We start from the raw sequence: 25,513 nt of genomic DNA, 5'->3' as shown, positions 1-25,513 counted from the left end.
CACCTGGCACCGGTGTGAAGCCCGGGAGCAGGCCGGCGCAACCCGGGGCGCGGGCGATGCGGCGTGGACAAAACGGATACCGGCTCGGTCGAGCCGGGCAGATCACCCCGCCAGTGGGGGGCGGAAAGGCAGGTCCGGCGCGCCGACGGCGCCGGGAATGCCGGGCGACAGCGTCAGCACCGGCGTGATGCGGGATGCCCTGACTGCAACCAGCCCGGGCAGCAGGCTGCTGCAATGGGCATCGCAGCAGTCGGTGGTCGAGCAGCCCTTGTCAGCATGCTGCTCGGGGGTGTCGGATGCGCAGCCGTCGCACGGGCCGGCCATGCCGACGTGCGCCATGGCCTGGGCCTGATGGTGCTCATCCTGCTGCGTCATGACGGCAGGCGTAGCGGCCAGGCTGCGCTGCATCAGCAGCGGCGCCAACGGCAACACCCACATCAGCAGCAGAAGGACAACACGTTTGGCATCCATGCCCGTCATCATAGGCGCGCCGGACAATGCCGACCATCGGCGGGGTTGATCGACATCAACCACCCGCGATCTTTGCCGGCCGCCGCCGGCTCAGTGCCGCTGCGGTCCGGCGCCGTCGGTGCCGTGGCCGCCGAACAACTGTGCCACGTCCACCGGGTCGAAACGATAACCAAGGCCGCAGAATTCGCAGGTGACGTCGATGTTGCCGCGCTCGGCCAGCACCGTTTCGACCTCGGAGAGGCCCACCATGCGCAGCATGCTGCCGACCCGCTCGCGTGAGCAGGTGCAGGCAAAACGCGGCGTATCCGGCTCGAACACCCGCACCTGCTCCTCATGGAACAGACGATACAAGGTGTCGCGTGCCGGCAATTGCAGCAGCTCATCGGCGGTGATGGTCTGTGCCAGCTGCTGCACCCGGCCCCACGCATCCGGATCGCCGTGCCCGGCCGGCAGCTTCTGCACCATCAACCCGGCCGCCGCGCCGTTGCCGCTGGCCAGCCACAGCCGCGTCTGCAGTTGTTCGGAGCGCGCCATGTAGTGCTCAATGATCTGCGCCACGCCCTGCCCCGGCTCGAAGCCGACGATGCCCTGGTAGGTCTCGCCTTCCTCGGGTTCGAGCGTGATGGCAAAGCGCCCCTGACCCAGGAGTTCGGCCAGCGACAACGCCGGCACCTCCCCCTCCCAGCGCGCGGTGGCGCGCAGCGTCATGCTGCTCGTGCATTCGACGACGATCAGCTTCACCGAGGCTGTGCCATGCAGCTGCATGATCAGCGTGCCGTCGAACTTGAGCGTGGCCGACAGCAGCGCCGCCGCGGCCATCAGCTCACCGATCAGCGCCTGCAGCACCGGCGGATAGCTCTGCCGCGCCAGCACCTCCTGGTAGGCGGCGTCGAGCTTGACCAGCTCGCCGCGCACCGGCGCGTCGTCAAACAGAAAACGTTCAAGGGTATCGGACATGGATTGGTCCCAGAAATATCGGTCGACAACAGGAACAGGCCACAGCCGCTGCAGCGGCTAGAGCAGCTGGCGCGGCACCTTGACCACCGCCTTGCGGATCATCGTGGCCTCGCCGCTGGCGCAGCACGGCCGGTGCAATTCGCCCGGCAGGAACACGAGGAACATGCCGGGGACGAGATCGATGAAGCTCTCGCGCGCGGGCGGCGCATAGAAGGCGATATCGTGGCTGGCCAGCCTGTCTTCCAGCACCTGTTCACCGCCATCGGCAAAGGCCACGCCGTAGCGCTCGTGCCCGGCCAGCAGCAATTGGATATCGGCATGTGCGGTGTGCGCCTCGGGCCGCTTCGTGTCCGCCGGCGCGGTATGCAGCTCCTGGATCAGCAGCATCATGCCATCCTGCCCCAGCGGGTAGCGCCCGCAGGCCAGCCCGGCCAGCGGCTGCTCGGCCAGCAACGCCAGCGCCCGGCCGATCACCGCGGGATAGGCGCCGGGTTGCGCGCGCCAGTGCGCCAGATCACCGATGATCATGGTTGCGCCAGCGTCAGGCTGTACACGGTGAGCGGCAGGCTGGAGCTGACGTCGAAGGCACAGCCGGCCTCGATGCCGATACGCGCGATGTCCACCGCCTGCAGGTCCGGGCGTTCGTAGACCGCGTGCATGGCGCCGATCGCATAGTCGCAGCCGCTGCCGATGCTCCAGAAACGCTCGAACTGGTACACCTCGCGCAGTGAATACACCCCGAAGATGCCGTGCGGATTGGCCAGCAGCACCGTCATCTGGCTCGACTCGTAGGGATCGTCCTCCTCCTCCTCGGTCTTGAGGAAGAAATCCTCCTTGAGCCGCGGATGCAGCTTGCGGAAACTCTCGAAGATCGCCGTGCGGCTGCTCAGATCCAGTGTCTTGAACTTCTTGAGCGCCGCCTGCAGCACCAGATCGTGCGCCGCGCTGCCCGAGATCGAGAAATGGCTGCCGTGCGCTTCGAAAATCTTGTTCCAGTGCGCATCAAGGGCCGCGCCCAGGGCGGTATCACCGAAGGTGGACTGGCTGTCGGCGGCGATCGCCACCTGCTGATCTTTCTTGACGACGACGACGGTAGTCATCGCAACTCCTTATCCCGTGTTGCATTGCGCCTCAGCGGCACGGTCATACCTGTTCGGCCCACAGGTCGTGCTCGTCGGCATCGGTGATGCGTACCCGTACCAGATCGCCCGGCGCCGTGCCGGGCGCGGGATCGAAATAGACCAGCCCGTCGATCTCCGGCGCATCGGCCCACGAGCGCGCCACCGCGCCCTCGTCGTCGATCTCGTCGACCAGCACCGTCACCTCGCGGCCGATCCTGGCCTGCAGCCGCGCCGCGCTGATGGCCGCCTGCTTTTCCATGAAGCGGCGCTTGCGCTCCTCGGCGACCCCGGTCGGCACCGGGTCGGGCAGATCGTTGGCGGTGGCGCCATCGACCGGCGAATAGGTGAAGCAGCCCACGCGATCCAGCTGCGCCTCATCCAGGAATGCCAGCAACTCCTCGAAGTCGGCCTCGGTCTCGCCCGGAAAGCCGACGATGAAGGTGGAGCGGATGACCAGATCCGGACAGGCGGCGCGCCAGGCCTGGATACGCTCCAGCACATTGGCGCTGTTGGCGGGGCGCTTCATCAGCTTGAGCACGCGCTGCGATGCATGCTGGAACGGGATATCCAGGTACGGCAGGATCTTGCCCTGCGCCATCAGCGGGATCACCTCGTCCACATGCGGATAGGGGTAGACGTAATGCAGCCGCACCCAGATGCCCAGCTTGCCCAGCTCCTCGCACAGCTCGGTCATGCGGGTACGCACCGGGCGGCCATTGTGAAAGCCGGTCTTGTACTTCACATCCACGCCATAGGCGCTGGTGTCCTGCGAGATCACCAGCAGCTCCTTCACCCCGGCGCGCGCCAGGTTCTCCGCCTCGCGCAGCACCTCATGGATCGGCCGGCTGACCAGGTCCCCGCGCATCGACGGGATGATGCAGAAGGTGCAACGATGGTTGCAGCCCTCGGAAATCTTCAGATAGGCATAGTGCTTGGGCGTGAGCTTGATGCCGGCGGGTGGCACCAGATCGACAAAGGGATCGTGCGGCTTGGGCAGCGCCGTGTGCACATGCTGCATCACTTCGTCCCGCGCATGTGCGCCGGTCACTGCCAGCACCTTGGGATGCGCCTGGCGCACGAAATCGCCCTGCTCCTTGGCGCCCAGACAGCCGGTGACGATCACCTTGCCGTTCTCGGCCAACGCCTCGCCGATCGCATCCAGGCTCTCCTGGACTGCCGAATCGATAAAACCGCAGGTGTTGACCACCACCAGATCGGCGTCGTCATAGCTGGGCGAGATCAGGTAACCCTCGGCCCGCAACTGAGTGATGATCTGCTCGGAATCGACCAGGGCCTTGGGACACCCCAAAGAGACTAGACCTATACTAGGAATTCGGCGCATAGGCTACACTCCCAAAAATGCAAAACGCGAGAGTATACAGTTATTTACGGTTTTCCGATCCCAAGCAAGCAGCCGGATCGTCAATCGCCAGACAGGTCGAATATGCCCAGCGCTGGGCAGGGGATCGGGGGTTGCCGCTCGACGAATCGTTGTCCCTGCGCGATGAGGGACTCAGCGCCTACCACCAACATCACGTCAAGCAAGGCGCGCTCGGCGTGTTCCTCCGCGCTGCGGAGGATGGTCATATTGCGCCAGGCTCAATCCTGATCGTCGAAGGGCTGGACCGGCTATCGCGGGCAGAGCCGATCCAGGCTCAGGCGCAGCTGGCGCAGATCATCAATGCTGGCATCACCGTCGTCACCGCCAGCGATGGGAAGGAGTACAACCGCGAGCGGCTAAAATCACAGCCGATGGATCTGGTGTACTCCCTGCTGGTGATGATCCGGGCACACGAAGAGAGCGACACCAAAAGCAAACGGGTTAAAGCGGCGATCCGGCGACAGTGCGAGGGCTGGCTGGCTGGCACATGGCGCGGCGTAATCAGGGTTGGCAAGGACCCGATCTGGTTGCGTCTCGACGGCTCCACCTGGTCGTTTGTGCCAGAACGGGCCACGGCAGTACGCCGATTGATTGAGCTTTACCGGCTCGGCGAGGGTTCCATTCGCATCGCCGAGCGGCTGAATGCAGAGGGCTTGATATTGTTCCCGAGCAAATCGACCCCGCCATCCAGCCTGTACCGGATACTGCATAACCCAGCCCTGATTGGCACCCGCGAGCTGACGCTGGACGGTGAGGTATGGGCCCTGCCCAATTACTACCCCGCCCTACTCAGCGAGGTTGAGTACGCCGAACTGCAATCGCTGCTGGGCCAGCGCCTGCGACGCAAGGGGAAAGGGGACATCCCGGGTGTGCTCACCGGCATGCGCATCCTGCGGTGCGGTTACTGCGGCCAGGCGATCGTCGGGCAAAACTCCATGGGCCGGCGCAAAGCGGATGGCACGCTCAATGATGGCCATCGCCGCCTGTTGTGTGTGGGTTATAGCGGGGTCGGCGAGCCCTGCCCCGTGAAGGGCGGGGTCAGTGTAGTGCCGGTCGAGAACGCCTTGATGCGTTATTGCGCGGATCAATTCAATTTGTCGGCCCTGCTCAGCGGCCCGGACACCGACACCCCACAACGCCTGCAATTGGCCTCGATCCGTAATGTGGCCGCCGAAACCGAGCGGCAGCTACAGCGCATCACAGACGCCCTGATGGCCGACACCGATCAAACGCCGCTGGTGTTTGTCCGCAAGGCCCGCGAACTGGAAACGGCATTGTCCAACCAGCGCGCCGAGATACAACGTTTGGAGTATCACCTTGCCAGTACCACCCCCTCTACCATGCCGGCCGCAGCCGAGGCCTGGGCTGCACTGGTAGAGGGGGTGGCCAGCTTGAACTACGACGCACGATTGCAGGCGCGGCAACTGGTGGCTGACACGTTCGAGCGCATTGTTGTCTATCACCGTGGGATGACGCCCCGGGAGGATGATGGACGACACATCGATCTGGTGCTGATCCCGAAAGGGCGTCAGCCACGGATGCTCCGGATCAACCGTAAAACCGGTGCCTGGAACGCCGGCGAGGATGTTGCACCAATGTGACGCCGCAAACGCGCATCCCGGCCGGAGCGCGGCTGGACCTACCCCTTCGCCGCACACAAATCGCGGCGCGGGCGAATCAGCTCAGGGCCATTGCTGGAAATATCTCGGACATGATCTGGGGCACGGTGATATAGCAGGTCGGCCTGCAACGACAGCGACAGCGCCTCACGGCAGTTGCGGGATTCAGCGTACCGATCGATCCAGCGCTTGGCGTCTACCGGCTCCAGTATGAGCGGGCGACGATCCGCCGGATCGAGCACGCCGCCCTCGTCGTCGCGGGTGAGGATCACCACGCCGGCAGGGCGATACAGATCTGCTGGGTCAACACTGGTCAGCGCCGCTGCAAACAACGGGGCGCCGTCTGCACGATAAATATAGTGCGGCGCACCCTTGACCCACTCGAACCACCCATCCAGGGGCACTAGACAGCGGCGGCCGTACTCCCACAATTTGCTGTAGTACCGCCGTGTGGGAACGGTCAACGAGTACGCGTTGATCACGATCGGCATGTTCGCGCGGCCGGCCGCCCAGCCTGGGCGATAACCCCAGGGCAAAAAATCGACGTACTGCCTGTCCAGCTCGCCCAACTGGTGCATCACCATCACACGCATACCCAGATGCGCGTTGTAGATGGGCTGCGGGTTATCCCGGGCCCACCGCCGCGCCGGCCACTGCAGCGCCTCGCTGTATTCGCCCATCGTCCTGTACTGCGCAAACCGTTCCATTTCGCCACCCATTTCTTACGGCGATAATAGAACGAATGTTCTACTTCTTCGATTTTTCGCGACGACCGGCGCAGCAATGTATGCAAAACGTAGGGATAGGAGAGTAAAGAGGCCCGCACGAAGCGGGCCTGAGCGATATAAAACACATTACCAAGCTACTGAGCCAGCGACTCAGCTACAAACTCCGTTGCCAGCAGGTTGACTGCGGTGCCGCTGTTGATCAATCCAGCAATGGCCGCACAGATTTTCTCGAAATTAGCAGGATCGATGTCCTGCTGATTTGTCGGCGCTCGGAACTGGTGGAAGGTCAGCCAGGGGCATCGCCCCTGGTTAACCGCCGTGGTCATGCGGTTGATGATGCGTGTGATGTTTGCGTCCTCCAGCCCCGCGCCGGCGCCGGCCCAAAGATGCCCGATGATCGGGATCTGCCACCGATCGTAGCGAGCGAATCGTCCACCGATGATCGACACCGCATTGGTCACGGTCCCGCGCGCAGCCGTAAACCCCTCCTGCGCGAGCGCATCCAGGATCCTGCGGTCGTCCTTGGCGTGTTGCCATACACCCTGCGGGTAAATGTAGACCTGGTCGGAGTTATTGGTGACCAGGTCATTGGCGCGCAGAAAATCGGCATTGGCGCGCAGGTCGGCCCGGATTTCAGGGATCGTGTCATAGCACGCCAGGTTCAGCCGGCCCGGATACGCCGGGTTGCTGGGGTTGCCGTGTACCACACATTCGCTGCCGGCCGCGATGAATTCCCGCAGTTGCCCGGTAGTCATGTAGTTGGACTGATTGATCAGCGGGCCAATAATGCCCAGGCTGGCACGCAATCCGTATTTTTCCAGGATCGGCAGCGCTGCGGAATGCTGCGTGGCCCAGCCATCGTCGAAGGTGAGCACGATCGACGATTGCTTTGCCCGCTCCTTGTACCAGACCCCGAAAATCCGCACCGTGGCCTGCGTCCCCGCCGCTGGCGTGATGCGCAGCTTGGCCGCCGCAACAGGGGTCGTTGCAAACGCCATCCCGGTGCCGGCACCTACGACCCACTCACGCTGCGGATCAGTCACGTTATCGCCCGTCGCCAGGTTGATTCCGATATGCACATATCCCTGTCGAGCGATCGTGGGGAACGTCGGCGCCGCCGGATTGGACTGCCCGGCGTAGCTGTAGTTTGCATACCCTACGCTGTCAGCGGCGAACAAATTCACCGACAGGCAATTGGTGGCCGACTCAATGTGGACGAGCGCAGTGATATCACCATCTGGCAGCGATAGCGGCGTTGGCACGGGCAGGACGATGTCGGTAAATGCCCCAACGGGCGTGGTGATCTTCATGCACCACTCGCCCTCGTACATCTCGTAGCTCTCGGCCGGGCTACCGCTCAGCGTAACCCCTGCTGGCCGCGCCCGGGGAAATGCGAAAAACGGTACCCCCGGGCGGCTGTTCGTCAGCGGCCGGTTGCGCTGATGATCCTGAACCAACAACGCCCGCCCGGCCGTAGCGTCACGCACGATTGCGGTCATGTCAGCCCCCACTTACCACGGTGAATACAATCCGGGAGACGTTGCCAGTGGGTGCCGTCCAGGCCACCAGATAGTACTGGCAGTCGTCGTCAACACGCTCGATATTCGACGCCTCGCCGTCATCCGGAATCGGCAGCGTGTAGAGCTTGCGATAGGCGATGCCGTCCAGTGAGCCGTGGATGTCCACGTGCACAGATCCAGTGGATGGCACGCCTGCGTTGTCCAGCACCGTCACCTGCACGGATTTGGCCCCGGCCGGCACACGGACATAGCGGCCAGCGTCGATCGCCTGCGCCACAGTCATTGCGCCGAGCTGCTGCCCTCGCGCATCAACATCAATTTTCTGGGTGCTCATTGTCATCTCCATTCAGGGTGTGTTGGGCCTGCTCGTATGCCCGGACGGCGCTGTCGTGCTGGATCAGGCATTGCGTGTATTGCTCTGTGAGTTGCAGCAAGGCGCGGGACACGTCGTCCCAGTCATCGCGCTGCGGCGGCACCACCAGCGGCAACGGCCGGGTGATGCCGCTATCGAGCGGCGGCAGCGTTTGCGGCGGAGGCAGCTTCGGCGAGGCTGCGCAAGCGGTCAGGGCCAGGGCGGCAATCGGCAGGCAGCGGGTTATGTTTCGCGGCATCGTCGTAATCTCGGGCAATGGCAGCGGCGAGGCGCTGCTGTTTGTCACTGGCGGCGACCAGATCGGCGGCGATCTGGCCAAGGTTTCCGGCCAGCTTCCGTTGTTGTGCCAGCGCCGTGGTCGCCGCGGTGGCGCTGGCTTGGGCCTGAGCCGCGCGCAACTCGGCCAACTGCAGGCCATAACGCCATGCGTTGATCTGCAGCCCAGCCACCACGCCGGCGCCCAGCAACGCGGCTGCGACGATCAGGGTGCGATACGGGGCCAGTGGCCCCAGGGGGATGGGGAGCACGTCACACCTCCAGCGCGCGCAACGCGCGTTCCCAGCGCGCCTGGCGATCTGCCAGGCCATGCAAACCGCCATTGACCATGCGCGTGCATGCCGCCAGGTCGCGCGCCTCGGCGGCGGCGACAAACCCGGGGATGACGTGCCGGCAGAACGCCACGGCAGAGCGGGCCGCCTGGGGCGGCTGCAACAGCAGGTCCGGCTGTTCAAGCAGCGGCACCCCCAGGCGGGATTGCATGCTGGCGTAGTTGTCGCGACCGGTGATCTGGATCAGGCCACGGCCGCGATAGCGCCAGCCGTCGCCCGAGGCGGCCGGGCCGTTGCCCATGCGCCCGCCGTAGGCAATGTTTGCAATGGCACTGGGCACGGCGCGCTGCTGGCCGTCGATGCGCCCGTAGCGCCGGGCCATGGCCGCATCAAATCGCCGCGGCCAGAGCCTGAGCAGCGAATCCACGCTGTAGTTGAGGTTTTCTTGCAGGTGGGCAAACCCGCCGGACTCGTGCCCCACCTGGGCCAGCAGCATCGCAATCGCAGCCGGCGAGCGGACCCCAAATTCGTCCAGCGCCCGCTCCAGCAGAGGGGCCCACGCGGCCGCACGTTGCGGGGCGATGCCAGTGGCAGCGGCCAACAGCTGAGGCGTCATGGCCGCGGCTCCTGGTCTTCGGCCGGCGGCATGTCGTATTCACGCCCCGAGTCGTAGCTGCCCAGCCCGCCAAAATCGGAGCTGCCCGCAATGCGGCGGCCCAGTGCCCGTCGCAACCAACTTGTCTCGCCGAGCAGCGAAACCAGCCCATCGGTCAGGTGCAGCAGGGTATTGCCGGCCAGCCACGCGAGCCCGCCGCTCGTGGCCGGGCCCCAGGTCAGGTATTCCGCCGCGGCGTGACCAGCGAGGCTGGCACCAATGAAGCACCCGACAAGCAGGAGCAGCTTTTCCCACCCGCTGCGATTCCCCAGCCGGCGCGACAGCATCGCCGTGCCGGCTGCAGCCCCCAGCAGCACGCTGCCCGACCAATCTCCGAGTTTTTCGAGCATGTCAGCCCCCATGTGGATATGGGGGCATCGTCTCGCAGGCGCGGTCCAGTTTTTAGGGGAGAAACTGGAATATCGTCATACGCCGATGGTGAATTCGGCGAGGGCATTGTCCGGAGTTGCAGCCAGACGGGCCACCTCGGCCGCCTCCCACTCGAACGCTGCACTGACGTGCGCATGACACGCGTCGGCCATGGCATCGAGCGCCGCCGGCGTGACCGCACGGAAGACCCCATCCCCGAATTTCCAGGCGGCCGGCCAGATGCCCTTTCGGTCGCCATGCACAATGGCGCCGATCAACACGCCGATGGCGCTGCGGTCTGTCAGGAGCGGCGCAGGACCTCCGCCCAGGTCGACGGTGGTGCCTGCAGTCTCGCGGCGATACCGCTCGGCGGCAATGGCTGCAGCCAACTGCTCGCGTGTTGACGGCTGATTGCCGCCACCAGTGCTCTGGCCGAGCTGCGCCAGCAGGCTATCCCGCTCCGCCGTGAGCGCCTGGACTGACGTCTCCAACGTGGCAATTTGCTGCTGTGCTGCAGCCAGCTGTGCCAGCGCCTGCTCTTTTTCATAAACTGCAGCCGTGGTCAGGTAGCCCCACAGCGCATCCAGCGTTGCCTGGTCCGATGCATCGATCGGCTGTAGTTGTCCCTCCGTCGCGCCGATGATGTTGCCGGCGTCGTCCAGGATTTCGGTGATCGGCCGATGCTGCAAGGCGAATGTGCCATCGGCAAAATGCGCGATCAGGGTTTGATAGGGGCGCGTGCGTTGCGGCATGACAGCTCCTTAGCTGACAGTGGTAGAGGTATTTGCAATCTGCCAAACGGTGCCGTTGCTGCGACACAGCTTGGGGCCCCCAGTGGCATTGGTGACAGTGATGTAGCCGCCGTTGTTTGCGGCAGCGCTGGGCAATGTTGCGAGGGTGAATTCGCCGGGGCGGACCGGGCCGGCGCTGTAAAGGCTGCCGACGCCGACCGATGCGGAGGGGGTGGTGCTGACAGCGCCGCCGGCGGTGGTAAAGCGGAACTGGCCCCCGTCAGCCAGCGAAGCGGTCGGGCAGTAGATCAAGTCGCCCCACGCGACCCCGGATCCGTTGAACCGCACAGCAGCGCCGAATTCGTTGACGCCGGCGCCCGACATCGACGGCCCCCCCAGATGCACGGTGAGCTGGTTGCGCCCGGTGGCGCTGAACGAATGCGCGCTGCTGTTTGCTCCACCCAGGGCCGTCGCATTGATGGCCTGGGCCGTGTTGATGGCAGCGCCCGAGTGCCACAGCTCGCACCAGGCACCCCATACCCCATTCTGGCGCCGCCTGAATTTGGCCCGCTCGCCGCCGCCGACTGCAAAATCGGTCTGGATGGCCGCGCTGTTGTTGTCCCATGGCAGCGTCAGGACGATGCCCTGGCCGGTGTCGGGTGCGTTGGGTGTGCCGTTGTCGCGTACCCGGATTGCACCGGTCAGCAGGCCATCCATATCGGTGGTGGCGCGGGGTGCTGCCTGTCCCAACCAGCCGCCGGCGCCGACCAGCATCACTGCGCCGGCGGTCGCATCCATTGCATGCGCCTGTTTGGGGGTATTGCCGCTATGCCACACCGTGCGCCACGGTTGGTACGTTGTCCCGGTGTAGCCCCGGTAGATCAGGTTGTCATCACGCCCGTAAAGGTCAAATCCCGCCGCGCCGTGGATATGAAAGACAGGTCCAGCTGCGGCGCTGGGGCGATTCAGCGTTGCCGCATTGGTGCTATACCATAGGCCGGTTGCCGGGATCAGATTGGCGTCGCCAAAACTGTCGTACGTCGGCGGTGTCCACGTGCCACCCCAACCGAATGCGCCAACAGTCAGTAGCCGCCCGGCAGTCGTGTCGGTCACCGACGCCTGCATATCGCGCGATGCCGCCGTTCCCTGGGTCATCCCCATCACGCCATCGGCCGCAGCAGCGATCACCATCTGCACACCGGTCGCAACGGCGTAGCCCCCGGCACCGTTGATGTCAACCGTGACCGAGAAGCCGTTGCGATTGGTGCGGTCGCGAATCACCCAGCTGCCGATGGTATTGGCCGGCAGCCGATAGATCACGTTACCGGTCAGGCTGCCGGTCAGCTCCAAGATGCGGGCCTGCAGATCGATCACAGTCAGTACCCGGGTGCCGGTCAACGTCGTCAGCACAGTCCGGCCCTGCAGATACGCAAGGATGCCGGCCCAGGTGGTGACATTGATCGGCGTATCGTCCACGCCAATCAGCGGCATCGTCGTGGCACTGCCAGTGAGCAGGCTGAGCATGGCATCCCAGCGGTCGTGGAATTTGCCCATCAGCGCCTGCAGGTCAGCCACGAATTGCCCAAGATCGGTGGCGTCGAAGTTCCGGACGATGGCGTAACTGGCGCCAGACTGCGTCGTGCCGCTCCATGGCTGCTTGAGCTGGAGATGGGTGTTGTCGACGACCGCGTCCACTTCGGCCCAACGGGTCCCATCCAGGGTGTACATGTCACCTGGCCGGATATAGCTTGCCCACAGTGTGTCCACGCCAACGACGTTGACACTGCCGGCAGTGACGCTGACGGTACCGGCGCGGTACCAGGATGCATTCGCCATTTATCCCTCCTTGGGGTACATCTGTTTGATCTGCGTGACCCGGTCAAGCATTTGCTGCGTCTCCGGCAGCAGCAGCGCCGGGGGCAACGCGGCCAGTTGTCGCCAGATCACGTCGAGCTGGTCGCCAATCCCTGGGTATGCCATGCGTCGGTAGTCCCGCACGTCCGGCTGCATGCGGTACTCGGGTTGACCATCGACCCAATGCGTTGCGCCAACCGGCAGTGGCGTGCTTCCCAGTTCGACGAGCGCGCAGCGCTTGAAGTAGTGCGGGATTTCGTCACGCACCGATTTAAGGTCCGCGGCCCTGCCCATGCGGCGAATTGCCCCGTCGGGGCCCACGATCAGGTAGTTCATCGCTTGGCTCCCAGCAGCGTCATGCTCGTCGGTTGATGATTGACCGCAATCCAGCTGCCCGGCCCCACGGTGGGGTTGGTCAGCACGATCTGGACGTTGTTGGTGCCCGCCCAGGGCGTGATCACGGCGCCAATTGCATACGAGAAATAAAATGCGTCGCTCACGCTCACGCTTTGACTCGCGACGTCCACGCCGTTGTGCCGCACGCTGATCGTGATCGTGGCATCGCCCAGCCCTTGCATTGCCAGGGACGCCAGTACGACGATCCCCGACGAGCTGGATGGCATCCAGATCGCGCGCTGGACGGCGACCGTCGAGCCGCCACCCGGCACCTGGCCGAAGCCTCCCTGGCTATAGTCCGCGACGCTGACGGCCTGGCCTTGGATGTGCCACGTTTCCACCGGCACCCCGTTGAGCGAATTGGCCTGCACATCGCCGCGGACACGGATGTTGTTGAATTCCGCGTAGCCACTGTTGAGGTCCCAGCGACTGGTGACGTTGTCGTTGCTGCGGATCACCCCAGCGGTGACGACCCCGACATTCGCCGACAGCGCAGACAGGCCGCGGGCGGAGAGCACGCCGTCCAGGTACATGTCCCCGGAAATCCCGACCGCGGGCTGGCCGTTGAGACTGCCCACCGTGAACGCAGCCTTGGCGCCCGAGCCATCCGGGCGCGACACCCGAAACACATCAGCCAGCACATCCAGCGCAGTGCCGCTGGCCCCGGCCGCCAGCTTGACCCCCGCGACCTTGCCCGCAGCATTGACCTGCAGCACGTATTGCGCCCTGAGCCCATCGATGCTCTGCGCCTGTTGGGTGATCGACGCCGTGTGGCCGGCGACGGTGGTCGAAACCTGATTGATCGCGACGGCATTGGCACTGTCGCCTGACGCCCGGGCCGTTTCCTCCGAGACGATGCGGGCTTCTGACGTGCCCACGCGGCTGGTCAGCGCAGCAAGCTGTTGACTCAACGCGCTGTCACCGTTGGCGCGCGCGGTACTTTCGGATGCCAGCCCCGCCTCGGCCTGCCCCACCCGCACCAACATGGCGCTGATGTTGCTGGTCAACGCTTCAATCGCCGTTGCGCGCGCCAGCTGCTCTTCCGCGATGGCCGCTTCGGTTTCGCCCAGCTGTGCTGCCAACTGCAGGCGTAGCCCCGCCTCGGCGCGCAGTGCATCCGCCTGGGCCGTCAACGTCTGCTGAGCGACGGCCAGCGAGACCTTGTTGGCACGCACCAGGTCGCGTGCGCGGCTCTGATTGAGGACACTGCTCAGTTGAGCGGCGCTCAATCCAGCCAGGGTCTCGTGGGCCGACTCGACGCCCTGCGTCGTTTCGGCAAGCCGGCCGTCCACGTAGGCGGCGGTGACCTTCAGCGACAGTTGATTGGCGAGCTGCTCGATCAGGCTCTCCGCTGCGGACAGCCGCCCCCCCTGCTGCTGTATGTCGGTGTTGATCAAACTGATCGTGCCGCTGGCGGCGTCCATGCCGATTTCGAGCGTCCGCACGCGTGCTGACACATCATCGATGACGGGCACCACCGCTTTGAGCGTGATCTGGCCGGTATCCGGATCGATGTCGATCGTTGCATCGGAAATCATCTTCTCGCGCCGCAACGCGTCCAGCGCATCCGATGTCCTGGCGAGCAGCGCGAGCGCTGCCAGCGCTGCCTCATCGCTGGACTGCTTTGCGTCCTGCAGCCCCTGCCCGATCACCGGCACCTGGTTGACCTGGTCCAGCAGCGCCGGTGTCAACGCCTCCGGCCCCAGGCCGTGCAGTTGATTGAGCACCTCTGTGAGCGCCGTGGTCTGCACCGGGATTTCGCCGCTGACGATGAGATCGGCCGTGCCGAACGCATCGAAGGCCGCCACGCGCACGTAGTACATTTGACCCGATGCGATAGCGGCACCATCAACCCAGGCGATCGCCAGTTGGGTGTCGGGGCCGGTATAGACCAGGGTGTTGCTGCCGACGGCAAACCCGCTGGTACGGCTGGCCCATACCATGTAGCCGGCCAGGTCGCTGGCGCTGGGTGGCGTCAGTTGCAGGGTCAGGGCAAACACCGAGGCCTGCAGCAGCACCCCGGGGAGCCCGGGGGGATCGTTGATTGCCGTATCCTCCACCCACGGCGATTCGCGGCCGTCCGGGCTGCGCGCCCGGATGCGGATGGTCAGCTGCCGCACCAACCCGTCGGTGACGTTGAGGGCATAGCCGTAGACGTATTGCGGCCCGCTGACCCGATCTCGGCGACGGCGGACGGCGCCGGCGTAGATTTCGATGTCGTAACTGCCGGCCACCGGGTGAGCATCCCAGCGCCAGGTGAAATCCATCGTGCCCACCTCGGCCTGGACGCCGGTCACGACGGCCAACTGCTGCTCCAGGCCACCGCCGTTGATGTACGCCACCGCCCATTCGCCCGTGCGCCCCAGGCTGGATACCGCCGCGACCCGGACCACAAACGGTTCCGCATAGACGGCAGCAAGCATGGCGCTGGCGTCCTGGGTGGTCATGGTCTGCCACTCGGGCTCGTAGCTACGACGCCATTGCACCCGGTAGTGGGCAACCAGACCAGGCACCGGCTGCCAGCTCGCCCGGATACGGCTGGTCAACTGCCCCAACGTATCCTGGCCAGCCGTGCTCAGGTCGCTGGTCAACACCAGTTGCGCAGGTGGCGGCAACGGGCTGAACGGGTCCGGCAGCGACGTGCGTGGCGGCACCACCGGCGCGGCGAGTGGGTCTTCGGCGTAGAGACCGTCGTCGTAGGCGTAGGCGGTGATGGCCACATCGCCGTTGGCACGCGGCGCCAGGGAGGAGACGCGGAACCGGGCGTTGACATAGTCTGCGCTGGGATGCGTCAGCGAAATGACGTCCCCTGGCACTACAGCGTGCGCCACCGGCAGGGCCACAAAATCCACCACCATACCGATGCGGCTGGCGCGCAGGGCGCGCTCGGCCAGGTATCGGGCACGGCGTTCGTCGCCGGCGAGGGTATATTCCTCGGTGGCTTCCAGCAGCACGCCACCGTCCAGCGTACGGTAGTCGGCGCGATCGACGATAAGCGCAGTTTCCTCCCAGTTGGCCTGGGGGCTGGTGTAGCGTGCCTGGATCCGGTTGTACCGGTTCCGCCGGTCCGGGAATTTGGTAGACCACGGCCCCACCAGGTTGTCCGGCGAGAAATGCATCACCGGCGCATCTGGCTGATCCACCTGCAGCACGTACCGGCCGTCTACGTAGAGCAGATTGCCGCGCATGTGTTCGAGCAGCTCGGCGACGTTGTCCAGGCAGGGCTTGCCGGTATCCAGCACCCCGGTCAGGGCATAGCGCGGCTCCCATTGCGCTGGGCTGAGTTCGAGCAACTGATCGCAATAATTCGCCGCCGCGATGAACGACGCCTCATCCAGATCGGATGGCGCCAGCCCGCGCCCGTAGCGTGGCGACAGCAGATAGTCGCGCAACATCACGGCGGGGTTACCTGTGTAGACCATCTGCCCTGCGCGCGGGTCCCATGCCGTTTTGGCCTGGAACTGCACGGTGACTGGCGGCACGGCGCGCCATTTGTCAGGGTCCCACTTCAGCCGCACGTAGCTGTAGCACACGCCGCGCAGACGATGATTCGGCGTCCATTTGGCGGGAAGCGCGTTGATCAGCGTCTGGCATGCGACCTGATCGTCGGTGCCGCGGAAAAACTCCCAATGCACGGCGCTGTCGATCACCTCGCGCGCAACCCAGCGCGGCTCCTCGGTGACGATGCCGCCCGGCCGCTGTACGGGCACGGTGCCGTCCTGGACCATTTCGGTACGCCGTGAGCCGAAACGCTCGTCGGTATAGGCCACGCCGTCCAGATACAGCATCGGCGTGTAGCCGGCCACCGGCCCCTCGCAATGCGCGATCACCAGATGCAGGTGCTGCTTGTCATCGCTGACGTCCTGGAACACCAGGGCACCGCCCATGCGCACCTCGCCATAGGCGAGCGGCAGGTAGATGGTGTTGCCGCCCTGCACCACCTTGAGATTCTGCTCGCGACGGGCCTGCTCAGCAGCGCGACGCGCCTTGCGGCGCTGCCGCTGCGCCTGATACAGGCCGTGGCCAACGCCGGCAATCGTGAGGGCGGTGGCGAGGACGGTTTGACCGGCAATGCTGGCAAGGCCGGCGCCAATGGCAAGTGCAGGCATCCACTACCCCCTTTGCAGCCGCAACGCGCGGACGGCTTGGTGGTCAGCCACCTGCAGCAACTGCACCCCGCTATCGGGATGGCTGGACAGCGCACGGCCCGAAATCACGAGCGCGGCCCCCACCCCGAAGGGCGGCGTGCCGGCAAACAGGATATCCCCCGGCTGGAAATAACGCGGATCGACCTCGACCAGCCCGCATTCCGCCGCGCGCGCGAACACCCGGTCCAGCGGATTGCCGCGGCCCAAGAACCGCCGCATTGCGGCCGGGCTCTTGAAGTGCTTGGCATGGCGCGCGAACAGATCACCACCTTGCGCGTGATCCAGGCCACGCAGGGCGAGCGCCAGGCAGACCGTGTCCGGGAACTGGTAGGGCCGGCCCCGCTCTGCAGCTGCGAAGTTGGCCAGCTCGGCCACAAAGTGCCGGTTCACAGCCCACCCCACTGCAGCTCACGATCCAGAAACGGTACGTACTCGAACCCGCGGTCCCCCGGGAAATGCGCCTGGGCGTCCTCGTGATTGGTCATGCGGCCGCGCACGCGCTCGAAATCGACGAAGCGGTTGCTGGCGGAAATCGTGATGACACTGCTGCCGGCGTCGGGATCCTCCTCGATCAGGGGCCCGTCGCAGCGCCCGTCGAACAGCTGCAGGGGCTCGGTGAGCTCTCCTGCGGCATCGCGGTACGCGCGATACAACACCAGCCGGCGCCCGAGAAAATCGTATTGGCGGGCGACGGCCATGATGCTCGGCTCGACACCGGACAGCTGCACCCGGCACCCATGGATGGCCAGATCGCTGGTCTCCCCGTCCAGCTCGAAGTTCAGCGCATGGCCGCTGGCGGCGTAGGTGGTACCGGCCCAGTCGACCGCCTCGATATCGTCGGTCAACGTCACGGTGTACCCATCCAGATACAACTCGTACAGGTGCAGCATGCGCTGCACAGGCGCCTGCAGCATCGCGGCGGTGCCCGGGTCAATTACACGGGTCATAGGGATTCCTCGAATTTCAGGGTCAGGGTATGCAGCACCGTCGACACCGACTGCGCCACCTCTTCGTCCGGGACGAACACCGTCAGCGCAACGTTGCGCAGGTGGGCCAACGAACCGGCCGGCACCGCCCGGACCAGCGGCGGGGCCACGGTGAGGGTGGCGGCGCCATCGACGGCGACCACTGGCGCAGCGACCAGATAGGTTTTGCGGTCGGCACCGAAACGCACCGGCTCGCCGCCAATGAACAAGGGGCCATCGGGCAGCCCCGTCAGCTGGATTGCAGTGGCCCCCTGCGCGGCGCCAGCCGATGCCAATGCCGTGGCTGGCACTGCGGCCGGGATGGGGTAGCCCCATTGCTCCGGCACCAGCTCGAACGTCCAGCCGCCGGTGATTGCGGCCGCCGCGAACGCCCACAACGGCGACACATCCCGCGTCGCCATACCGGCCCAGGTGGCCTCCATCACCAAGCGCCCCGTGCCGAACAGCCGCACTTGACGCTTGCCGCTGTGGGTGCGGGATTCGAACCGTGGCTGGACCAGGCGCAACGCAAGGGCAGTCGGTGCCGGGCGGGACGGGAAGGTCGGCATGGTCAGAAGCTCGGTGTCACGCGCGAGCGCAGCTGCGCCTCGCGCACCGCCTGCAGCGCCAGCGGCTTGATGTTCTGGGTCAGCGTCTGCATGGCCGCCTCCAGGCGCGCTACGGCGCCAGCGTCGGCCCCGCGCGCATCCAGGCTGACATTCAGCATGACCGGCGACTCGCCACCGCCACCCGCGGCGCCCTGCCCAGCCATCGGCGGCTGCGCCACGCGGCTCGCTGGAATGACATCCCCGTCCTGCGCGCCCATCATCAGGAAGGTGCGGCCGCCGTAGGCGAGCAACTCCGGTGCCTGCTCGTTGACCTCGTACATGCGGCCGCGCTGCACCGGGCCGCCTGCGGCGCGGCCGCCACCAAACCAGGGGAAAATCCCGCCGGGGTCAACCGCAGCAGGGGCGCTCGATCCGCCGAGCACGCCCTTGAGGCCTGTGCCCAACAGATCCAGGATCGACTGTGAGACCGGGGCCATCACCATTTCCAGGGTGGGCCGCAGCGTCAGGTCCAGGAACATCGATTCCAACGCGTTCATCAGCCGTTCGCCGGCGTTTTCGCCCTGTTTGAAGGCGTCGATGACCCCATTGGCCAGCGTGCGGTTGAGGTTCTGCGCCGTGGTTTTCGATTCGTTGCGCACCCGCTCGAACACACGGTCGGCCTCGGCCTCGGCTTTTTGCAATCCGTCCTTGAGTTCCAGCTCGTCCGCGGCGACCACCTTGCGCTGTTGCAGGGCGATCCGCTGCTTGAGCAGGGCGATCTGGTCTGCCAGGGCGGCATTGCTCTGGTCGCTGGCCTGTGCGAATTGCAGGTCCGCCAATTCGGATTCCTGGCGCGCCAACGTCAGGCGCTCCAGTTCGCTGCGTGCCAGTCCGAATTGAGCGACCTGGCGTTCGAGGGCTTCGACCTCTTCGCGCATTGTCTTGTACTGCTCATTGCGCGCGGTGATGGCACGCGAATAGGCGTCGGATTCTGCTGCAGCTTCTTCAGCCGCCACCATTTCCGACAACGCATCCATGTATCGGCGAATGACGTCGTCGCGCTGTCCAGGCGCGACTGCACGCGCCATTTCCTCGGCACGAGCCCGGCCATCCTCGAAGCGCCGCGTGGTGTCTGGCAGCTGGGCGCGTTCCATCTTGGCGATTTCATCGTTGGCACGCCGCAATGCGTCTGCAAACTTCTTGGCCTCGCCAGCCAGCGCCTTCGGCGCCGGGATCTTGGCCACGCGCTCCGCGATCTCCGCTTCGGACAGTCCCGCCTTGCGCCCCAGCTCGCGCTGCTGGTTGATCGCCTGCTGGTAGCGCTCCTGCTCGGACAGATAGCGGTTGCCCTCCTGCAGCCACTTGACCTTGGCTTGCTCTTGATCCTGAGCCTGTTGCTTCAGCGCCAGTGACCGCCCTTCCAGCCGCATTTGCTCCTGCAGCGCGGCCTCCTCGGTGCGCAGCGCCTGCAAACTCTGTTGCAGTTGCCCTGCCACGGCGCGTTGCTGGTCGCCGTAGGCGCCGCCAGCGTTGGCCGCCCGTGCGATCGACGCCTGCGTCCGCAGAATCTCCTGCTGTTTGCTCTGCAACCTCTCAAGCGTGGTTTCCGCGCGCCCGACGTCCTTCATCGCATCGATGGCCTCGGCCGTCGCGCTCTTGACGGCGTTCCAGCCACGCTCAAGCCAGCCCAGGTTCTGCGCCATTTCACCAGCCCGCTCACTCAGCGCGTTGGCGTAGGCCTCCTGTGCCAGCTTGGCGGCCTCGGTACTGCGGCCGGCGTTGTCGAGCGCCACGATCTGCTCATACACGCTCGCAGTGAGGTAGCGCATGCTGCTGTTGAGTCGCTCGGACGCCGCGACCGGCTCGCGGCCGAGGTCGGCAAAGGCGTCGACGGTCTGCTCCACCGCGACGCCGCCATAGCGCTCCAGATCCATGGCGGCCTGCGCGGCCCGTTGCAGCAGGTCGCCCTGGACTTTGCCGGTCTGCGCCAGGGCGGTCAGCACTTTGCTGGCGTTGGCCTGGGTGGTGTCGCCGTTCTCATCCATGGCACGCGCCATGTCCGCGAGCTGATTGCCGGTGACGCCGGCAGCATTGCCGGTCATCAGCAGGGCGCGTTGGTACCCAGCCATTTCATTGCGGCCGGACTGATACGCCAGGGTGAGGCCGGCGATTGCCCCGATCGCCACCGTATAGGGGTTGAGCAACCCACGCAGATACCCGCCCAAGGCACGGACCGCGTTGCCGGTGCCGCCGAACATGTCCTTGAGCTGGCCACCCTGCTGCAGCATCACGGTCAAGGGCTGCTGGCCGCTGGCCAGGGAGGTCACGATGTCGGTCATCTGCGCCGGCAGGCCGCGCATCGCGGCCTGATACTGCGCGGCGCTGACCGACAGCCCGTCCATTTCCTCGCGCGCTGCACGCGCCTGGCTGGCCAGCGTGCGCGGCCCATTGGTGGTACCCAACGATTCGACCGCGCGCCGCGCCTGGGCGACGCCCTGCTGCACAGGCTGGGCGTCGACGTGCAGGCGTAGGACGATTTCAGGTTGCGTCATCAGTGGTCCTTTTGGCTACGCAGCGCATCCAGCGCCGCCAGCTCGATGATCTGCAGCGCCGCGAACACGTCCTTGCGCTGGTCCTCTGGTACGTCACATTGCGCCAGCGCCAGCGGCAGGGCCCCGTAATCGAGCCCGACCGGGCCGGCGGGGCAGCAGCGCCACTGCGTTTGCAGCACCAGGAACACCTGCAGCGGCAGCCAGTTTTCCGGGTAGACGCGCTCGTCAAATCCCCCGGCCAACTCGGCCGGAATGCCGAAGGCGGCTTGTGCCTGCGTGCTGGCGGACGGTGCGGCCCACCGTTGCGCCAGCGCCCTCAGTTTTTTGTGCGCGACTCCAGCATCGCCTTGCGATAGGCCGCGAACAGTTCGCCGGCAGCGGTGTGGTAGTTGCGCAGCAGCCTGTCGAGCGCCTCCGCGCTGTAGGGTTGGTCGACCTTCGCCCAGCCGACGATGATCTCAGCGAGCGATTCCGCGTCGGAGCGGTCCTTCAGCCCCTCGAAAAACCGCCCCAGACCGTCGCGGTCCAGGTGGCGGAACTGCACGTCGATGCTGACCGGCGTGCTGCCAGGAATGCTGAGCGCCACGGGCACCCAAAACGTCGGGTTGGGGTCGAGCTTGAACATGCGCCCTCCTTAAACCGGCTTGATGTAGCGGGGTTTGGACGCCATGGAAATGCTGGCGGTGGTCTGCATGACCTCGTTGATGTTCTGGGCCGACGGCAGGCCTGAGGCGCCGACATAGCCGCTGAACAGGATCTCCAGACCGCTGGGCAACAGGATCTTGAACGCGAGCTTGCGGCCAGTATCGCCTGCGTTACGCAACGCCTGCGATGAGGGGTCGAACGGGTCCCATATGCACGGAATTCTCGTGTCCACCGGGCTCTGCGTACTGGGGATGCGGCGGGTCATCTTGTCCCACAACAAGTTGTACTCGGCGAATTGCTGCTCGCCGCCATCCATCATGAATCCGCTGGCAGTGCTGATTTCGGTTCCCAGGGTCACCACCTGAAATTGCCCGGACACGAACGCGGGATAGCCGGTGGCATCCTGGTCGAGCATTTCGAACGTGTTGGCCGCGGCGTTGACGTTGGCGACCTTGGTCAGCGCGTCCTCGAACTGGCCCATGCCGAATACGTTGGTCAGAACCACATAGTCCCCGTTGGCAGGGTCGGTGCCGCTATGGGTGACCACGGGCGGCTTGGCCGCAGAAATGCCGGTGATGGTCTGGGCGGCGCCGATGGCGCTCTGCATGAAAATCCTCGACCCGGCGGGGATGTAGACGTTGGACATGATGGCTCCTATGCGGATTGATGCGGGTTGCCCCGCTGTGTGTAGTACTCGCCGCGCCAGGTCAGCTGGGCCATGCCGACAGGGCGTTCAAGCGACTGATCGATGCCGGTGTCGATGCGATCGAGGCGGAGCCCGGCGGGGATGAGGCCGCCGACGGTGAATTGGGCTGCAATGGCGGCCTCCACCTCGGCGATGGCTTGGTCGAGCACGTCCTCCAGGCTGGCGGTGTCCTTGGCGACAATGCGCGCGGTCACCTCGACCTGCCGCCGCAACTGCGGCGCCCCAGCCAGGGTCTGGTCGATCTGCTCGGCGCCGCACCACACCAACAGGCAGGGCCCGCCCAGGTGGGCCGGGTCCACCGGCAGCGAACGACTCTGGTAGACCCGCGTGCCCGTGCTGGGCAGCCCCTGCAGCAGCGCGGCCAGTGCGGTACGGATTTGCGCACGCAGGTGCATGGCTACAGCTCCTGCAGCCAGAGCACCAGCCAGCCCGCGCCGTCCGGCTCAACCCGGCGAATGACGCCGGTGAACAGCGGTACGCCGCCGGTGGACTGGATGCTGATGGCGTCGCCCTCGAACGGCAGCGCGGGCAGCGCCGCGGCGTCGCACTGAAATACCGGGCGGCGCCCGCTGGCGTAGTCCAGTGCCTCGGCATACTCGGCGTCGAAATGCCCGAGGACGTCGCGCCCCTGCAACGTCGCCACCCCGTTGGCGAGGCGGCGCGCAGCGGCGGCATTGAGGCGGCGCAGGGCGGCGTCGAACATTACGGCGCCACCGTCCCGGGCGTGCCGGTCAACCGGATCAGTACCGTGGTGGCGCCATTGCCGGCCGCGGCAAACGCCATTGCGGCGGCGCCGGATACGTCCCCCGTAGCCGGGGCGGCAGTCTTGGCATCGAATTTGCCGGCCGAGACGTCCCACAGCACCGGGTCGCCCTGGGCGATGACGGCGGTGGTGACCTTGGGCAGCTCGAACACGCCCTGAATCCGCACTGCACCGACGGCGCCAGGGGCGATGTCGACCAGCGCCACGCCCAGCGTGGCACCGGCCTTGACGACGCTGTTGCTGGTGACGGCGGCACCGGTGAGATTGACCCAGTCCAGCACATCGCCGGTCTGCTTGAAATTGCGTGCCATATCAGACTCCTTGAGTGGTCAGGCGGATCAGGCGCCGTTGTTCTTGATCGCGCCGCGGTAGTCGCCTGCCGCCACGCCGTAGTCCAGCCGTACCTTGTAGCGCGCGCCGTCCACCTCGAAGCCGCGCTCCATATCGAGGAACGGCGTGTCCTGGCCATCCAGGAAGGCCACTTCGAGCACCGGCGCGTCGGCGGGGCTGGCAAACAGGTACCACTCGCTGCCGGCAATGCGCGGGGTATCGATGACGTCGCCGACCAGCCCGCGCACCTTGTTGGGCTTCTGCAGCTTGTTGACGGTGTCCGGGTCGTACTGGGCATCGTTGAGCACCCGGACATCGCCGCCGTGTCCCATGCCGCCCAGCCAGATGGCAGGGCGCAAGTCGAGGTAGTCGTTCCTGCTGATATCCATCTGCTTGGCCATCAGCACACGGGCCTCCTCGAACGACTGCACCGTCGGCGCAGACGACACGCCCAGGTTGCCGTGGTCAGCGTGGAACAGTGGGATGCCGTCCTCCAGCACCGGATTGCTGGCCAGCAGCGCGTAGACGTCGGCCTCGATGGACCGGCGGGCACTGCGCCCGAGCAGCTCGGCCAGCCCCACGAACACCCCGAGATCATCGTTGATGATGGCCTGGCGGCTGATGTTGATCAGGTTGCCCTTGGTGCCGATGGCGATCGAGGAGCGTTCGCCGTCAGGAATGGCCTTGCTGCGGAATTCGCCCAGCTCGTTGAGCGCATCCAGGTTGCCCAGGCTGCCCAGGCGATAGCGCTTGTGCGACCGGAAATCGCTGACCGATCCGCGCTTGCAGAAACGCGACCAGGTGTCCGGCGCCAGGGCGTAGCCGGTCTGCAGCGCCTTGTGCATAGTGTTTTCCAGCAGCACCGGGAAATCGCTGCCCGATTGCGTGAAGGCGGCCGCCACCAGCGCCATCTTGTCCATCCCGTCGGTGCGGATGCCGGCGCGCACCAGCGCGGCGCGGGCCAGATCCAGCAGCGTATGGCCGCGGAACGGGTTGGCGCTGTCCGCGCGGACAGTCTGGCCTTTTTCGTCGGAAATGCCCGCCCGTGCCAGCAGGGCCTGAGTGGCGGCGCCACGCAGCTTGTCGCGCTCGTCTTCGACGACGACTGCGTTGACGGGCTTGGCATCTTTGGCCAGCAAAGCCAACAGCTTTTCGCCGGCGGCTTGAGGGGTGCAGCTGTGGTCGTCCTCGCAGGTGGCCTGGAGTGTGACAACACCCTCAATGTGGCCAAATTTTGCGAAGCTGGCGCGGATGCCATCACGGCGCGCCTTGTCGGCGGCCAGGGCCTGGGCTTTGATGTCGTCGGCGGACGGTTGCGGCGCCGCCGGGGGGGTCGGATCGGGCATGGATTGCTCCTGTTGGGGTGTGGCGGCGGCCGCCGCCGGGTTGGGGTGATGCGGCGCCCAGCGCGCGAGCAGCGCGGCAGGAGGGCGAAAACGGGCAAGGCCGGCCATGGCCGCGGCGGCGCTGTCATCGGGGTGGGCGGCGCCGGAGGCCACGACGCGATCAGCCAACCCGGCCGCGACTGCCTCCTCCGCCGTCAGCCAATGGTCTCTGCCATCGGCGAGCCAGTCAGCCTGCACCTCCTCCGTGGATTTGCCGGTGCGGCGGGCGTAGGTGGCGGCCATCGATTCGGCCCAGCCATCCAGCATGTCGGCGTGTTGGCGCAATTGCGCGGCGTTGCCGTAGATGTGGGACCATGGGGCGTGCAGCATGAATTGCGCGTTGTCAGCGATCTCGATGCTGTCGCCTGCCATGGCGATCAGGCTGGCGATGCTGGCGGCGACGCCGTCGATCTTGATGTCGATCGTGGCCGGGTGGCGGGTCAACGCATTGCAGACGGCGATGCCATCGACCACGCTGCCGCCGTAGCTGTTGATCCGCACCACAATCTGGCTGGCGTCGAGCGCGAACAGGTCGCGCACGAACTGCGCGGCCTCCACGGACTCCTCGTACCAGCTGTACCCGATGTCGCCATAGATCAGGATTTCGGCGGGGTGCCCGTTGGCGGCGGCCTTGATGCGGTAGGGATTGGTGCGGGTGGGTTGGCCCATCGCGGTCTCCGGTTGCGATGGGCCTATCGTCTCGTAAGGGCAGTCCAGTTTTTAGGGGAGAAACTGGAATATCTGCAGC

27 protein-coding genes are annotated in these 25,513 nt (G+C 65.7%); 1 reads left to right on the top strand and 26 read right to left on the bottom strand.

The window, feature by feature from the left end:
- Positions 1 to 102: 102 nt before the first annotated feature.
- From N8I74_RS11185 to rimO, 5 genes are all read right to left on the bottom strand, one after another.
- Positions 103 to 471: a hypothetical protein gene (locus tag N8I74_RS11185; RefSeq protein ID WP_263123168.1), complete on the bottom strand. Its 369-nt coding sequence runs from the start codon at positions 469 to 471 to the stop codon at positions 103 to 105.
- A 90-nt stretch (positions 472 to 561) separates the two neighbouring features.
- Positions 562 to 1,428 (bottom strand): Hsp33 family molecular chaperone HslO, encoded by an 867-nt coding sequence (gene hslO, locus N8I74_RS11180; protein ID WP_263123167.1) that lies wholly within the window; start codon positions 1,426 to 1,428, stop codon positions 562 to 564.
- A gap of 57 nt (positions 1,429 to 1,485) precedes the next feature.
- Positions 1,486 to 1,956: a YhcH/YjgK/YiaL family protein gene (locus N8I74_RS11175; protein WP_263123166.1), complete on the bottom strand. Its 471-nt coding sequence runs from the start codon at positions 1,954 to 1,956 to the stop codon at positions 1,486 to 1,488.
- Positions 1,953 to 2,528, bottom strand: a complete 576-nt coding sequence (locus N8I74_RS11170; RefSeq protein WP_263123165.1) for an Ntn hydrolase family protein — start codon at positions 2,526 to 2,528, stop codon at positions 1,953 to 1,955. The genes N8I74_RS11175 and N8I74_RS11170 overlap by 4 nt, the downstream gene beginning before the upstream one ends.
- 43 nt (positions 2,529 to 2,571) lie before the next feature.
- Positions 2,572 to 3,891 carry a 30S ribosomal protein S12 methylthiotransferase RimO gene (rimO, locus tag N8I74_RS11165; protein WP_263123164.1) on the bottom strand — a complete coding sequence of 440 codons (1,320 nt, stop codon included), beginning with the start codon at positions 3,889 to 3,891 and terminating at the stop codon, positions 2,572 to 2,574.
- 17 nt (positions 3,892 to 3,908) lie between these two features.
- Here rimO and N8I74_RS11160 point away from each other — a divergent pair, with 17 nt between their 5' ends.
- Positions 3,909 to 5,531: a recombinase family protein gene (locus N8I74_RS11160; protein WP_263123163.1), complete on the top strand. Its 1,623-nt coding sequence runs from the start codon at positions 3,909 to 3,911 to the stop codon at positions 5,529 to 5,531.
- A 38-nt stretch (positions 5,532 to 5,569) separates the two neighbouring features.
- Here the strand turns inward: N8I74_RS11160 and N8I74_RS11155 are convergent, their stop codons facing one another.
- The 21 genes from N8I74_RS11155 to N8I74_RS11055 all read right to left on the bottom strand — a co-directional run bounded on the left by N8I74_RS11155 (position 5,570) and on the right by N8I74_RS11055 (position 25,434).
- Entirely contained in the window at positions 5,570 to 6,256 is a 687-nt protein-coding gene (locus tag N8I74_RS11155) for an SOS response-associated peptidase (protein ID WP_263123162.1), read from the bottom strand.
- 155 nt (positions 6,257 to 6,411) lie between these two features.
- Positions 6,412 to 7,776, bottom strand: coding sequence for a polysaccharide deacetylase family protein (locus N8I74_RS11150; protein WP_263123161.1), 1,365 nt, complete (start codon positions 7,774 to 7,776; stop codon positions 6,412 to 6,414).
- Between the two features lies 1 nt (position 7,777).
- Positions 7,778 to 8,131 (bottom strand): hypothetical protein, encoded by a 354-nt coding sequence (locus tag N8I74_RS11145; protein WP_263123160.1) that lies wholly within the window; start codon positions 8,129 to 8,131, stop codon positions 7,778 to 7,780.
- 170 nt (positions 8,132 to 8,301) lie between these two features.
- The gene (locus N8I74_RS11140) at positions 8,302 to 8,757 is read right to left on the bottom strand and encodes a hypothetical protein (RefSeq protein WP_263123159.1); all 456 of its coding nucleotides are present in this window, start codon (positions 8,755 to 8,757) and stop codon (positions 8,302 to 8,304) included.
- The gene (locus N8I74_RS11135; RefSeq protein ID WP_263123158.1) at positions 8,699 to 9,334 is read right to left on the bottom strand and encodes a glycoside hydrolase family 19 protein; all 636 of its coding nucleotides are present in this window, start codon (positions 9,332 to 9,334) and stop codon (positions 8,699 to 8,701) included. The genes N8I74_RS11140 and N8I74_RS11135 overlap by 59 nt, the downstream gene beginning before the upstream one ends.
- A complete protein-coding gene (locus N8I74_RS11130) occupies positions 9,331 to 9,723 on the bottom strand; it encodes a hypothetical protein (RefSeq protein WP_263123157.1) in 393 nt (130 codons plus the stop codon). Before N8I74_RS11130 ends, N8I74_RS11135 begins: the two co-directional genes overlap by 4 nt.
- A 75-nt stretch (positions 9,724 to 9,798) precedes the next feature.
- Positions 9,799 to 10,494 (bottom strand): DUF4376 domain-containing protein, encoded by a 696-nt coding sequence (locus N8I74_RS11125; protein ID WP_263123156.1) that lies wholly within the window; start codon positions 10,492 to 10,494, stop codon positions 9,799 to 9,801.
- A 9-nt stretch (positions 10,495 to 10,503) separates the two neighbouring features.
- The gene (locus N8I74_RS11120) at positions 10,504 to 12,309 is read right to left on the bottom strand and encodes a hypothetical protein (protein WP_263123155.1); all 1,806 of its coding nucleotides are present in this window, start codon (positions 12,307 to 12,309) and stop codon (positions 10,504 to 10,506) included.
- Entirely contained in the window at positions 12,310 to 12,663 is a 354-nt protein-coding gene (locus tag N8I74_RS11115; protein ID WP_263123154.1) for a hypothetical protein, read from the bottom strand.
- The gene (locus N8I74_RS11110; protein ID WP_263123152.1) at positions 12,660 to 16,832 is read right to left on the bottom strand and encodes a hypothetical protein; all 4,173 of its coding nucleotides are present in this window, start codon (positions 16,830 to 16,832) and stop codon (positions 12,660 to 12,662) included. The genes N8I74_RS11115 and N8I74_RS11110 overlap by 4 nt, the downstream gene beginning before the upstream one ends.
- 3 nt (positions 16,833 to 16,835) lie before the next feature.
- Positions 16,836 to 17,261 (bottom strand): DUF6950 family protein, encoded by a 426-nt coding sequence (locus tag N8I74_RS11105; protein WP_263123150.1) that lies wholly within the window; start codon positions 17,259 to 17,261, stop codon positions 16,836 to 16,838.
- Positions 17,258 to 17,818 carry a hypothetical protein gene (locus tag N8I74_RS11100; protein ID WP_263123148.1) on the bottom strand — a complete coding sequence of 187 codons (561 nt, stop codon included), beginning with the start codon at positions 17,816 to 17,818 and terminating at the stop codon, positions 17,258 to 17,260. Before N8I74_RS11100 ends, N8I74_RS11105 begins: the two co-directional genes overlap by 4 nt.
- The gene (locus tag N8I74_RS11095) at positions 17,815 to 18,405 is read right to left on the bottom strand and encodes a hypothetical protein (protein ID WP_263123147.1); all 591 of its coding nucleotides are present in this window, start codon (positions 18,403 to 18,405) and stop codon (positions 17,815 to 17,817) included. The genes N8I74_RS11100 and N8I74_RS11095 overlap by 4 nt, the downstream gene beginning before the upstream one ends.
- Positions 18,406 to 18,407: 2 nt before the next feature.
- The gene (locus tag N8I74_RS11090) at positions 18,408 to 20,936 is read right to left on the bottom strand and encodes a phage tail length tape measure family protein (protein WP_263123146.1); all 2,529 of its coding nucleotides are present in this window, start codon (positions 20,934 to 20,936) and stop codon (positions 18,408 to 18,410) included.
- Complete coding sequence (locus N8I74_RS11085; RefSeq protein ID WP_263123144.1) at positions 20,936 to 21,178, bottom strand: DUF1799 domain-containing protein; 243 nt, start codon at positions 21,176 to 21,178, stop codon at positions 20,936 to 20,938. The genes N8I74_RS11090 and N8I74_RS11085 overlap by 1 nt, the downstream gene beginning before the upstream one ends.
- Before the next feature lie 74 nt (positions 21,179 to 21,252).
- A complete protein-coding gene (locus N8I74_RS11080) occupies positions 21,253 to 21,561 on the bottom strand; it encodes a phage tail assembly chaperone (protein WP_263123143.1) in 309 nt (102 codons plus the stop codon).
- 9 nt (positions 21,562 to 21,570) lie between these two features.
- The gene (locus tag N8I74_RS11075; RefSeq protein WP_263123142.1) at positions 21,571 to 22,227 is read right to left on the bottom strand and encodes a phage tail protein; all 657 of its coding nucleotides are present in this window, start codon (positions 22,225 to 22,227) and stop codon (positions 21,571 to 21,573) included.
- A gap of 8 nt (positions 22,228 to 22,235) precedes the next feature.
- A complete protein-coding gene (locus tag N8I74_RS11070) occupies positions 22,236 to 22,682 on the bottom strand; it encodes a hypothetical protein (RefSeq protein ID WP_263123141.1) in 447 nt (148 codons plus the stop codon).
- A gap of 2 nt (positions 22,683 to 22,684) precedes the next feature.
- Positions 22,685 to 22,990 (bottom strand): hypothetical protein, encoded by a 306-nt coding sequence (locus N8I74_RS11065; RefSeq protein ID WP_263123140.1) that lies wholly within the window; start codon positions 22,988 to 22,990, stop codon positions 22,685 to 22,687.
- Positions 22,990 to 23,361, bottom strand: coding sequence for a DUF2190 family protein (locus N8I74_RS11060; protein WP_263123138.1), 372 nt, complete (start codon positions 23,359 to 23,361; stop codon positions 22,990 to 22,992). Before N8I74_RS11060 ends, N8I74_RS11065 begins: the two co-directional genes overlap by 1 nt.
- Before the next feature lie 27 nt (positions 23,362 to 23,388).
- Positions 23,389 to 25,434 (bottom strand): ClpP-like prohead protease/major capsid protein fusion protein, encoded by a 2,046-nt coding sequence (locus tag N8I74_RS11055; RefSeq protein WP_263123137.1) that lies wholly within the window; start codon positions 25,432 to 25,434, stop codon positions 23,389 to 23,391.
- Positions 25,435 to 25,513: the final 79 nt, after the last annotated feature.

Origin of the sequence: Chitiniphilus purpureus, assembly GCF_025642115.1 — a bacterium.
Classification (GTDB): domain Bacteria; phylum Pseudomonadota; class Gammaproteobacteria; order Burkholderiales; family Chitinibacteraceae; genus Chitiniphilus; species Chitiniphilus purpureus.
The sequence above is the reverse complement of the archived record's forward strand: the minus strand, read 5'-3'. Positions and strand labels throughout refer to the sequence as shown.

Bases quoted from the DNA above. Each gene is read 5' to 3' on its own strand.
- hslO (WP_263123167.1), bottom strand. From the start codon at position 1,428: ATGTCCGATACCCTTGAACGTTTTCTGTTTGACGACGCGCCGGTGCGC.
- N8I74_RS11070 (WP_263123141.1), bottom strand. From the start codon at position 22,682: ATGCACCTGCGTGCGCAAATCCGTACCGCACTGGCCGCGCTGCTGCAG.
- N8I74_RS11065 (WP_263123140.1), bottom strand. From the start codon at position 22,990: ATGTTCGACGCCGCCCTGCGCCGCCTCAATGCCGCCGCTGCGCGCCGC.
- N8I74_RS11075 (WP_263123142.1), bottom strand. From the start codon at position 22,227: ATGTCCAACGTCTACATCCCCGCCGGGTCGAGGATTTTCATGCAGAGC.
- N8I74_RS11135 (WP_263123158.1), bottom strand. From the start codon at position 9,334: ATGACGCCTCAGCTGTTGGCCGCTGCCACTGGCATCGCCCCGCAACGT.
- N8I74_RS11100 (WP_263123148.1), bottom strand. From the start codon at position 17,818: ATGACCCGTGTAATTGACCCGGGCACCGCCGCGATGCTGCAGGCGCCT.
- N8I74_RS11150 (WP_263123161.1), bottom strand. From the start codon at position 7,776: ATGACCGCAATCGTGCGTGACGCTACGGCCGGGCGGGCGTTGTTGGTT.
- N8I74_RS11155 (WP_263123162.1), bottom strand. From the start codon at position 6,256: ATGGAACGGTTTGCGCAGTACAGGACGATGGGCGAATACAGCGAGGCG.
- N8I74_RS11055 (WP_263123137.1), bottom strand. From the start codon at position 25,434: ATGGGCCAACCCACCCGCACCAATCCCTACCGCATCAAGGCCGCCGCC.
- N8I74_RS11060 (WP_263123138.1), bottom strand. From the start codon at position 23,361: ATGGCACGCAATTTCAAGCAGACCGGCGATGTGCTGGACTGGGTCAAT.
- N8I74_RS11125 (WP_263123156.1), bottom strand. From the start codon at position 10,494: ATGCCGCAACGCACGCGCCCCTATCAAACCCTGATCGCGCATTTTGCC.
- N8I74_RS11080 (WP_263123143.1), bottom strand. From the start codon at position 21,561: ATGTTCAAGCTCGACCCCAACCCGACGTTTTGGGTGCCCGTGGCGCTC.
- N8I74_RS11170 (WP_263123165.1), bottom strand. From the start codon at position 2,528: ATGACTACCGTCGTCGTCGTCAAGAAAGATCAGCAGGTGGCGATCGCC.
- N8I74_RS11140 (WP_263123159.1), bottom strand. From the start codon at position 8,757: ATGGCCTGGCAGATCGCCAGGCGCGCTGGGAACGCGCGTTGCGCGCGC.
- N8I74_RS11110 (WP_263123152.1), bottom strand. From the start codon at position 16,832: ATGCCTGCACTTGCCATTGGCGCCGGCCTTGCCAGCATTGCCGGTCAA.
- N8I74_RS11145 (WP_263123160.1), bottom strand. From the start codon at position 8,131: ATGAGCACCCAGAAAATTGATGTTGATGCGCGAGGGCAGCAGCTCGGC.
- N8I74_RS11115 (WP_263123154.1), bottom strand. From the start codon at position 12,663: ATGAACTACCTGATCGTGGGCCCCGACGGGGCAATTCGCCGCATGGGC.
- rimO (WP_263123164.1), bottom strand. From the start codon at position 3,891: ATGCGCCGAATTCCTAGTATAGGTCTAGTCTCTTTGGGGTGTCCCAAG.
- N8I74_RS11130 (WP_263123157.1), bottom strand. From the start codon at position 9,723: ATGCTCGAAAAACTCGGAGATTGGTCGGGCAGCGTGCTGCTGGGGGCT.
- N8I74_RS11160 (WP_263123163.1), top strand. From the start codon at position 3,909: ATGCAAAACGCGAGAGTATACAGTTATTTACGGTTTTCCGATCCCAAG.
- N8I74_RS11120 (WP_263123155.1), bottom strand. From the start codon at position 12,309: ATGGCGAATGCATCCTGGTACCGCGCCGGTACCGTCAGCGTCACTGCC.
- N8I74_RS11090 (WP_263123146.1), bottom strand. From the start codon at position 20,936: ATGACGCAACCTGAAATCGTCCTACGCCTGCACGTCGACGCCCAGCCT.
- N8I74_RS11175 (WP_263123166.1), bottom strand. From the start codon at position 1,956: ATGATCATCGGTGATCTGGCGCACTGGCGCGCGCAACCCGGCGCCTAT.
- N8I74_RS11185 (WP_263123168.1), bottom strand. From the start codon at position 471: ATGGATGCCAAACGTGTTGTCCTTCTGCTGCTGATGTGGGTGTTGCCG.
- N8I74_RS11095 (WP_263123147.1), bottom strand. From the start codon at position 18,405: ATGCCGACCTTCCCGTCCCGCCCGGCACCGACTGCCCTTGCGTTGCGC.